The organism is Bacillus sp. NPDC060175 (assembly GCF_042728695.1).
In the GTDB taxonomy this organism is placed as follows: Bacteria; Bacillota; Bacilli; order Bacillales; family Bacillaceae_G; genus Bacillus_A.
In genome coordinates this window covers 1-7,644 of the sequence record NZ_JBHWYR010000132.1, presented here as the reverse complement: position 1 = coordinate 7,644, position 7,644 = coordinate 1, and the positions used below count along the sequence as shown (strand labels likewise).

The following is a 7,644-nucleotide window of genomic DNA, read 5'->3' as shown; positions in this document are numbered from 1 at the left end:
CTTAGTATGCAGCCATCCATCCAGATACCTTAGCTAATACGTCCCCCTAATCGTCGTTATTGCTAAGGTATCTTTTTATACGCCCTGTGTGCAGGGCTTTTTTATTTCAGTGATGATGCTCTTTTTCCCATCTCATTATCGATGCTTTTAGTCCAATTTTTTAATAAAATTCAAATTTGATTAAAGTAACTGTGTTTTTCGTTCTTCCATACGAATTACTTTTCCACTTTGATATACAAATGATTGTTCACCAAATCCACCTTGAGGTGGTTCTATTAGTTGGACTTGACCATTTTTAACAACATATATTCCGTTTATTTTCAAATCTATTTCAGCTGTCATTTCTACAAGATTTTCTTTTCTGATTCCCACCAAGATCACTCCCATATGTTATAATTACTTTGTCGAAGTAAGTCGGGAGCAATCTCGGCTTTTTTGTTTGTCTACAAATATCGCACAACATTTTCTGGAACAAATGATTGTTCAAATGATAAATGAAGCCGTATTGGAATCGGCTTTTTTTCATCCCGTGCTTGCTTACACATTTTTTCTGCTTCTTCCCATACAAATTCTTTATCCTCCGCTCGCTTATAACGCCAAATTCCAATTGTGTAATCTTCAAATAACTCATAACGTTGATCAGGCGCTGTCGTTGGTTTTAATTCATCAATCGCTTTGGCATGACGTGGTATTTTTACAACCACATCTGCATACCGTAATTTTGAATTCAAACGGTTAATATGAGCTTTCTTAGGATCAAATGATACAACTGGTTCCACGTCAAAAATTGTTAATTGCTTTGGCATTGTTCTTTCCCTCCAATACCTGCAAGCTTGCAATTAAGATTCCTTCAAGCTGCGTTAACGTTAGCTGATCTAATGTTTGTCCGTTAATTTCAGCTAATCCTAATCCCAATAATTTACGAATGATCGCTAGTTTTCTACGCTCTACTTCCTGACGTAACAGCATGATTAAGCCTCCTGTTGGTGATTGAACTTCCGCTCTAAATTTACAAACTTACTAAATTCTTTAATGAATGCTAATTCAACAACACCAACTGGACCATTTCTCTGTTTCGCTAAAATGATTTCCGTTATGTTTTTATTTTCTGTTTCACGGTCGTAATAATCTTCGCGATATAAAAATGCGATCAAGTCCGCATCTTGCTCAATTTGACCATTCTCACGTAAATCTGATAGTAATGGGCGTTTATCCTGTCTGCTTTCAACAGCTCGGCTTAATTGTGATAATGCAACCACGCATACATTTAGCTCTCTTGCCATAAGTTTCAACTTGCGACTAATCTCCCCAATCTCCTGCATGCGGTTTCCTCTATGCTTCGAATCACCTACAATAAGCTGCAAGTAATCAATTGCGACTAGCACCTTTTTATCAGGATACTTACGCTTTAATTTCCTAGTCTTTGCGTAAATCTCTTGCATCGTTACATTTGCTTTATCGTAAATTTCTAATGGTAAATCATTTATCAAGCCCATAGCCTGACTAATCTTTTCCCAATCCTTTAAATTACATAGCTTTTTAGGGTTCTTTAATTTCGTAGCATCTATATTTCCAGTACTTGAAATCATACGCTTAAGTAACTGTTCTTCGCCCATCTCTAGAGAAAAGACCCCTGTTGCTGTATGAGCGCTTGCTGCATGGAATGCAATGTTTAATACAAATGCTATTTTCCCCATCGAAGGACGGGCACCGATAATAATTAAATCACCTTCTTGCAATCCTGCGGTCATTCTGTTTAAGTCGTCATAACCAGTTGGTATACCGGTTAAATCCCCTACATCAATTTGCATGTTCTTATACAGATCAACTAGTGTTTCCTTTAGGTTAAATTCATCTGAATAACCTGTTTCCTCAATGGCGCTTAATTCATCAATCGATGTACTAATAGCGCTCATATCTCTTTCATGCTGAAGACGATTATATAAATTACCAGCAACCTCTTGAGCATGTCGCATCTTCCAAGCTTCAATCACTAAACCTTCATGATACGAGAAGTTTTTAGTTGTTGTTACAACTTCTGTCAGGTTTACAAAGAATTCAATTCCGCCAATCTGATTCATAAAGCTTTCATCGAATTTCCCCATGAGAGCGACAAGGTCTATTGGAACCTCAGCATCCTCTAACTCTCTCATCGCTTTAAAAATCACTTGGTGTGTTGGTAAAGAAAACTGTTTTTCCTTTAGCTGGCAATCTTTAATTAAATCGCCTTCTTGAATAATGCTACCTAAAACACTTTGTTCAGCTTCTGCGTTACGAATCATATCGTTACTCATTGAACCATCCACCCATTTTGTTGATTAAGTGCTGCAAGTTCTTCATCCGTTGGAATGTTTTTCTCCCATGATTGTTGCTGCTGTATTACGTTCTTAGTAGATTCTGATAAGCCTTTCTGTTGATAAGGTGCTTGTGTCTGTTGCTGCGCTTTTGTTAATCGCTGAGTACGAAATGCTTTATCAGCTGCCTCAACGTCCATTATTGTTTTCAATCCCTTAAGATGCCAATCTCTTAAAATCGTATTTACGTAATTCATGTTTCTTGTATTTTTCTCTAAAGCGATTTCCATAGCTTTTACAACAAGCTCTGCATTTAAATCATCTATCCATGCATGAATACCATCTGCAATAAAAGGTGTAATCAGTCCGAAGTTTTGTTCGTAAAAAGAAATCGGATTAACCTCAACAACTTCTTCCGCGCTTGCGCGTTCTTCTTGTTGTTGTTCTTTTTCTTTTTCTTCTTCTTTTTCTTTTTCTTCTTCCTTGCTAGGGTCTTGGAAGCCCCTTATAAGCCCCTCCAAACGGACTGATAAATACTCCTTAATACGAGGGATTTTGAAATCTTGTTCACGTTCTAATTGCAAACATGTTTCATAGAAATCAGCTAAAAAATCTTGGTCCTTCACAGATTGAATCTCTTTTAAAACACACTTTTCAATGTTTACATTTTTAATCGGATTGAATTTCAACCAGTTGATTAAGAACAACTCTTTTGTTTTTTGGTTGTAATTAATTTTTCCGTACTCAGCAAAACGTTCTAGTAGCTTCATAACAGTTTCACGGTTATATCCTGTATCGGTTTCAATAATACGAAGTGGAAGCTCATAGATTCCTGATTGAGACGTCTTACTGTTTGTCATCAAATATAAGTAGAAATACTTCTCCTCCGGTGTAAGATCTAAAACAAATGAATCCTGCCAAAATGAAACGTGTACTGGTCTATAAACTGCCATATTATTCATCCTCCCGTTTACATATCGCAAATCCGTCCTCTACACGTAATAAGCGATAATTCTTATATCCTGTTTTGAGATATTGTTTTACTAAGTAAATTAGGTTTTGCTCTGATGTTGCTTGTTGAAACACTTTAGGATTCAGCAACACTCTATGTGATGATTTGTCTAAAAGCATGCGGCACACTCCGTTGTTATACGAATGCTAATTTGATATAATTAATCCTAAGATCTTTGCAAGACCATTTATCTATCACTCTGCCAAGTGATAGACTTTTTTATTTTCTACGTGTTACCAATGAAGCGTTAACTCCTCTTGCTCTTAAACCTTTAATCACTACACGATAACTCATCGATGCCTCATGTTCCTCTTTTGTATCACGAAGCATTTTAAATTCCCTCATACATCGCTCTAGCTCTTCTTCCCAGTGATTTGATTCTTCGGTTGATTCTGCATTAAACATGTTATAAATACATTCACTCATACAGTTACGAAGTTTATTCGCAAATGAAAAATCCCCAGGAAGAACTAGATCATGAAGACGATTGTTTTTATCGTTCATGAATTACATCTCCTTTCTAATTAAATTGATGCTGTACGCATCGTTACAACCAGAAAGGAACATTGTAGAGGTATTGGGAGGAACAATCCCTTTCTGGTCATAACGACAAGCACAGTGCTTGTCCAAATGATTTATAAAATGTTATAATTGCTTTACAATATTTTTGTTAGAGCTACTGTTGTCTAGGCGGTAGCTTTTTCTTTTGCCCATTTATGTTTTAAAATGAATGATGCTTCGATAATTTTGATTCGAATCCCCACTAACTTTTTCTCTTGCTTTAACTCAACTGACTTTGAATCCTCACCAAGTGTTTTTGCTATTTTAATTTCACCAGTTAGTTTTGCATCATAGCGTATTAGTTCCTTATATTCTCTTAAACTTGGTTTCTTATAATCTACTGTCATTTTTCTTCCTCCTTTACAGCATCTTTGTTAAAGTCATTAAGCTATCCACCGATTGAATAATAACGTTCTCCGCCATAGCCTTTTGCAACCAACTTCTTTGTATTTGTTCCATAATGCCAAAATGAACCTGCTCAAGAGCTTGTACTACACATTGAGTAGCTTGGATTGTATCGAAGATTTCTTTTGCATGAACTGCGTATTCATGTTTCTTTTTTTCATCAAGCTTCCATGACCTTGTTGCGACTTGTAAGTTCATGATTTCCTTCGCTGCTATAATCCCCTCTTCAGCTTGTTTAATGTAGTTCATCAATTGTAGATTTACATCTTGAGTTAAACGTGGATCTGTAGGCGGTAACCCAACACCATAAATATGTTTAATCGCTTGTTGATTCAACTTTGCTCCTGTTGCATGGCACCAATCCATCGCAAGCTCAAATTCTGGTTTAGAAAGTCCAGATTCAATACGAGTTAAGCGTTCATGTGTAATGCCAAGGTACCTAGATAGTCCTTTCTTCGTTTTCAGCTGAACATTTTCACAACATTCTCTAGCATTCTGTAATAATTCCCCTATTGCTGAATTGCAGTATATGCTTGTTCCCATATCTGTTCGCCTCCATATTTAGTTTTCAAATGGTTACAATGAATTTAGTACATATATAACTTGTCTATTTTTCATGTAAAAAGAGAGGAACTATTCCTCAATGTTTTCTTTCACTTGCATTTCTTTGATAATGGCCCAACCAGCCTTGTAATATGCTTGAAGGAGTTTATCAATATCCTTTTGCGATTTTGGCTCAGGAGCCACAACATGGACTTTCGTTTTTCCGAATTCATAAGTCGCCGCATATTCTTCTTGTTGGCTCATGGTGTCACCTCTTGAAGTGCTTTTTATATGTTTATGCGACTGATCTGTTGGTACTGCCATGTTAGTTGATGGCATTTTCTCACCTCCCAGAAACATTTCGTTTCCTTTTTAACTAAAAAAAAGATTATCAATTGTAGTTTTATAAAAATCAGCTATTCTTTTAGCTAATTCTAATGAAGGCGTCCTATCGCCACGTTCAATTGCCCCTAGCATTTGAGGAGTAATTTTCAAATGCTTTGCTACGATTAGTCTTGATTGATTACTTCTAAATTCAATCATTTTATTTCTTTTTTTATTCAAAATGCCACCTCCAAAAGAAACATTTTGTTTCCTTATACCTCCAATATATAGAAACGAAACGTTTCTGTCAATATTTATTAGAAACTTTTCGTTTCCTTTGTGGATTTAGAAACTAAACGTTTCTATAATTAATAAAAAGCGCCTATTCTTATTTAGAAAGAAGGAAGAATTTATGCTTGGAAAAAAGATTTCGGAACTTAGAAAAAAACAAAAACTAAGTCAATATGAACTTGCTGATCGCTTGGGCTTTTCAAGAGGAAAATTGGCTAATTATGAGCAAGGTCAGCGTGAACCAGATTATGATACTTTAAAGAAAATTGCAGACTTTTTTGAGGTATCAACAGATTATTTATTAGATAGAACACAAACAAAAGAAATGATATCGAATAATCCATCTAAATTATCGATTAAGGAAGAACGTGATATCGCACGTGATTTAGAAAAAACCTTAGAAGAGCTAGAAAACAGCGATGAAGCGTTAATGTTTGACGGAGAACCAATAGACGAACATACAAAAGAAATGATTCGTATTTCTCTGGAGAACTCCATGCGTATGGCAAAACAATTAGCAAAACAAAAATTCACTCCAAACAAGTACAAAAAAGATTGAACGGAGCGAGAAATGGAAATTAAAGAATACGCACTCAAAATCGCAGAAAAACATGCAACAACAAATCCATTTGAAATTGCTAGACGAAAAAATATTATAGTGTTGTTTGAAGACCTTGGGAATACTCTTGGTTTTTACAACACTTATAAACGCTTTAAATTCATTCATATTAATAATAAAATTAACGAAACTACTCAACAATTTGTTTGTGCACATGAATTAGGTCATGCTGTACTTCATCCTAAAGCAAATACCCCCTTCTTGCGTAACCAAGCCTTCTTTTCAGTGGATCGCTTAGAAATCGAAGCAAATACATTTGCTGTAGAATTGTTACTTACCGATGAAATGATTTCTGCTTATAAAGATACTCGTTTATCTATTCAAGAAATTGCGGAGACCCATGGGATTCCTGGAGGATTCGCTCGTTTAAAAACTTACGTTTATTAAGAAAGCAGGCGTAATTCTATTAACTTATGGAGGATTAATAATGAAAAAATACCTAGTACCATTTACAGCGCTCTTTTTATCTATTGGACTAGTTGGTTGTGATACTAACAATCCAGTTAAAGAAGACGAACAACACGCACAAGAAGAAACAAAGAATGTAGAAGAACAACGTCAGGTAGAAGAAAAAGAAAAAGTAAAACAAGAAGAACAACAACGTCAAGAAGCTGAAGTCCAACGCCAAGCAGAGGAAAAAATGAAACAAGAAGAACAACAACGTCAAGAAGCTGAAGTCCAACGCCAAGCAGAAGAAAAAGCGAAGCAAGAACAAGCAGCCAAAGCAGAACAACATCAGAATCAAGAAAAACAAAAACAACTCGACGAAAATGATTCCAGTAATCAATCAGCACCAAAAATAGAAGGACCCGAATTGGAGCGATTCAAGGAGGAGCAAATAAAAAAACTTCAAGCCGCTGATCCAAAAGAGAAAGAGGAAGCTTTCGATAGGGCGGCAGCCTCTCGCCGTGAACGATTCGAGAGACAAGAAATTGAAAAAATGGATTGCGATACAGCACGTTCTGCGTTATCTCAATTAGAACAAATGGATGACAATCCGATCGCAAAAAAACAGGCACTTGATTATCAAGATAAAATAGCAAGTTGCAACAAAGCAAGTAATTAAACAACTCGAAAAAGGTAAAGCAATTTCAGAATTTTTTTTGTAGTAATCTAAAGTTTTTAATTTTGGTATGCTCTATTACAACCCAAAACCAATACTCCATTTTCAAGAAATAAAACTCTATTTTCTGTAGATTGATTAAAAATTAGAGCAAATACATTTGCAGTCGAACTCCTACTCTCTGATGAAATGATTTCTGAACATCAAAATACTACCCTCTCAACTCGAGAAATAGCAGAAATTTATAGAATTCCAGGAAATTTTGCTCGCTTAAAATCATTTAATACATTAAAATAATTAAATACATAAATTAAAAATAGGAGAACTAAAAATGAATGCTCTATTTTCAACATTATGCTTATTAACAATTTTAGCTGCATTAGTTTTACTAGTCACATCATTTGTTTTTCTTATTAGAAAAAAACAAAATGCCAAAAAGTTTTTCAAATTCACTGGTATTGCCTCTATTTTAGCTATCATTTTTCTTATTATAGCAGTTTCAACTTACAAGCCACAGGAAAAGAAGGAAGCT

Annotated in this window: 13 protein-coding genes and 2 pseudogenes; 5 read left to right on the top strand and 10 right to left on the bottom strand. The window is 35.3% G+C overall.

Going from position 1 to position 7,644, the window contains the following annotated elements:
- Positions 1–180 precede the first annotated feature (180 nt).
- The 10 genes from ACFWDE_RS29185 to ACFWDE_RS29140 form a co-directional block, all read right to left on the bottom strand.
- Entirely contained in the window at positions 181–372 is a 192-nt protein-coding gene (locus ACFWDE_RS29185; protein WP_000512853.1) for a DUF3954 domain-containing protein, read from the bottom strand.
- Positions 373–443: 71 nt separating this feature from the next.
- Positions 444–806 carry a cell division protein SepF gene (locus ACFWDE_RS29180; protein WP_219919702.1) on the bottom strand — a complete coding sequence of 121 codons (363 nt, stop codon included), beginning with the start codon at positions 804–806 and terminating at the stop codon, positions 444–446.
- On the bottom strand, positions 781–969 hold the full coding sequence (locus ACFWDE_RS29175; protein ID WP_016109007.1) for a hypothetical protein: 189 nt from the start codon (positions 967–969) through the stop codon (positions 781–783). Before ACFWDE_RS29175 ends, ACFWDE_RS29180 begins: the two co-directional genes overlap by 26 nt.
- Positions 970–971: 2 nt before the next feature.
- Positions 972–2,294, bottom strand: a complete 1,323-nt coding sequence (gene dnaB / locus ACFWDE_RS29170) for a replicative DNA helicase (RefSeq protein ID WP_377896229.1) — start codon at positions 2,292–2,294, stop codon at positions 972–974.
- The gene (locus tag ACFWDE_RS29165; RefSeq protein WP_377896228.1) at positions 2,291–3,247 is read right to left on the bottom strand and encodes a DnaD domain-containing protein; all 957 of its coding nucleotides are present in this window, start codon (positions 3,245–3,247) and stop codon (positions 2,291–2,293) included. The genes dnaB and ACFWDE_RS29165 overlap by 4 nt, the downstream gene beginning before the upstream one ends.
- A gap of 278 nt (positions 3,248–3,525) precedes the next feature.
- Entirely contained in the window at positions 3,526–3,810 is a 285-nt protein-coding gene (locus ACFWDE_RS29160; protein WP_377896227.1) for a hypothetical protein, read from the bottom strand.
- A 182-nt stretch (positions 3,811–3,992) separates the two neighbouring features.
- Positions 3,993–4,214 carry a hypothetical protein gene (locus ACFWDE_RS29155; protein ID WP_016092216.1) on the bottom strand — a complete coding sequence of 74 codons (222 nt, stop codon included), beginning with the start codon at positions 4,212–4,214 and terminating at the stop codon, positions 3,993–3,995.
- Between the two features lie 13 nt (positions 4,215–4,227).
- On the bottom strand, positions 4,228–4,815 hold the full coding sequence (locus ACFWDE_RS29150) for a sporulation sigma factor-processing peptidase (protein ID WP_377896226.1): 588 nt from the start codon (positions 4,813–4,815) through the stop codon (positions 4,228–4,230).
- A 90-nt stretch (positions 4,816–4,905) separates the two neighbouring features.
- Positions 4,906–5,154, bottom strand: a complete 249-nt coding sequence (locus ACFWDE_RS29145; RefSeq protein ID WP_071718869.1) for a hypothetical protein — start codon at positions 5,152–5,154, stop codon at positions 4,906–4,908.
- A 33-nt stretch (positions 5,155–5,187) separates the two neighbouring features.
- Positions 5,188–5,379 (bottom strand): helix-turn-helix transcriptional regulator, encoded by a 192-nt coding sequence (locus tag ACFWDE_RS29140; protein ID WP_078177821.1) that lies wholly within the window; start codon positions 5,377–5,379, stop codon positions 5,188–5,190.
- 172 nt (positions 5,380–5,551) lie between these two features.
- On the opposite strand from ACFWDE_RS29140, the gene ACFWDE_RS29135 reads away from it, so the two are divergent.
- The 5 genes and pseudogenes from ACFWDE_RS29135 to ACFWDE_RS29115 form a co-directional block, all read left to right on the top strand.
- Positions 5,552–5,989, top strand: a complete 438-nt coding sequence (locus ACFWDE_RS29135; protein ID WP_078177820.1) for a helix-turn-helix domain-containing protein — start codon at positions 5,552–5,554, stop codon at positions 5,987–5,989.
- A gap of 12 nt (positions 5,990–6,001) precedes the next feature.
- A complete protein-coding gene (locus ACFWDE_RS29130; protein ID WP_377896225.1) occupies positions 6,002–6,436 on the top strand; it encodes an ImmA/IrrE family metallo-endopeptidase in 435 nt (144 codons plus the stop codon).
- A gap of 40 nt (positions 6,437–6,476) precedes the next feature.
- A complete protein-coding gene (locus ACFWDE_RS29125) occupies positions 6,477–7,115 on the top strand; it encodes a hypothetical protein (RefSeq protein ID WP_377896224.1) in 639 nt (212 codons plus the stop codon).
- A gap of 66 nt (positions 7,116–7,181) precedes the next feature.
- Positions 7,182–7,409: pseudogene (locus tag ACFWDE_RS29120) on the top strand (ImmA/IrrE family metallo-endopeptidase); the annotation flags it as partial.
- A gap of 34 nt (positions 7,410–7,443) precedes the next feature.
- Positions 7,444–7,644: pseudogene (locus ACFWDE_RS29115) on the top strand (hypothetical protein); the annotation flags it as partial.

Coding starts and splice junctions, on each gene's coding strand:
- ACFWDE_RS29180 (WP_219919702.1), bottom strand. CDS start 806: ATGCCAAAGCAATTAACAATTTTTGACGTGGAACCAGTTGTATCATTT.
- ACFWDE_RS29175 (WP_016109007.1), bottom strand. CDS start 969: ATGCTGTTACGTCAGGAAGTAGAGCGTAGAAAACTAGCGATCATTCGT.
- dnaB (WP_377896229.1), bottom strand. CDS start 2,294: ATGAGTAACGATATGATTCGTAACGCAGAAGCTGAACAAAGTGTTTTA.
- ACFWDE_RS29165 (WP_377896228.1), bottom strand. CDS start 3,247: ATGGCAGTTTATAGACCAGTACACGTTTCATTTTGGCAGGATTCATTT.
- ACFWDE_RS29160 (WP_377896227.1), bottom strand. CDS start 3,810: ATGAACGATAAAAACAATCGTCTTCATGATCTAGTTCTTCCTGGGGAT.
- ACFWDE_RS29155 (WP_016092216.1), bottom strand. CDS start 4,214: ATGACAGTAGATTATAAGAAACCAAGTTTAAGAGAATATAAGGAACTA.
- ACFWDE_RS29150 (WP_377896226.1), bottom strand. CDS start 4,815: ATGGGAACAAGCATATACTGCAATTCAGCAATAGGGGAATTATTACAG.
- ACFWDE_RS29145 (WP_071718869.1), bottom strand. CDS start 5,154: ATGCCATCAACTAACATGGCAGTACCAACAGATCAGTCGCATAAACAT.
- ACFWDE_RS29135 (WP_078177820.1), top strand. CDS start 5,552: ATGCTTGGAAAAAAGATTTCGGAACTTAGAAAAAAACAAAAACTAAGT.
- ACFWDE_RS29130 (WP_377896225.1), top strand. CDS start 6,002: ATGGAAATTAAAGAATACGCACTCAAAATCGCAGAAAAACATGCAACA.
- ACFWDE_RS29125 (WP_377896224.1), top strand. CDS start 6,477: ATGAAAAAATACCTAGTACCATTTACAGCGCTCTTTTTATCTATTGGA.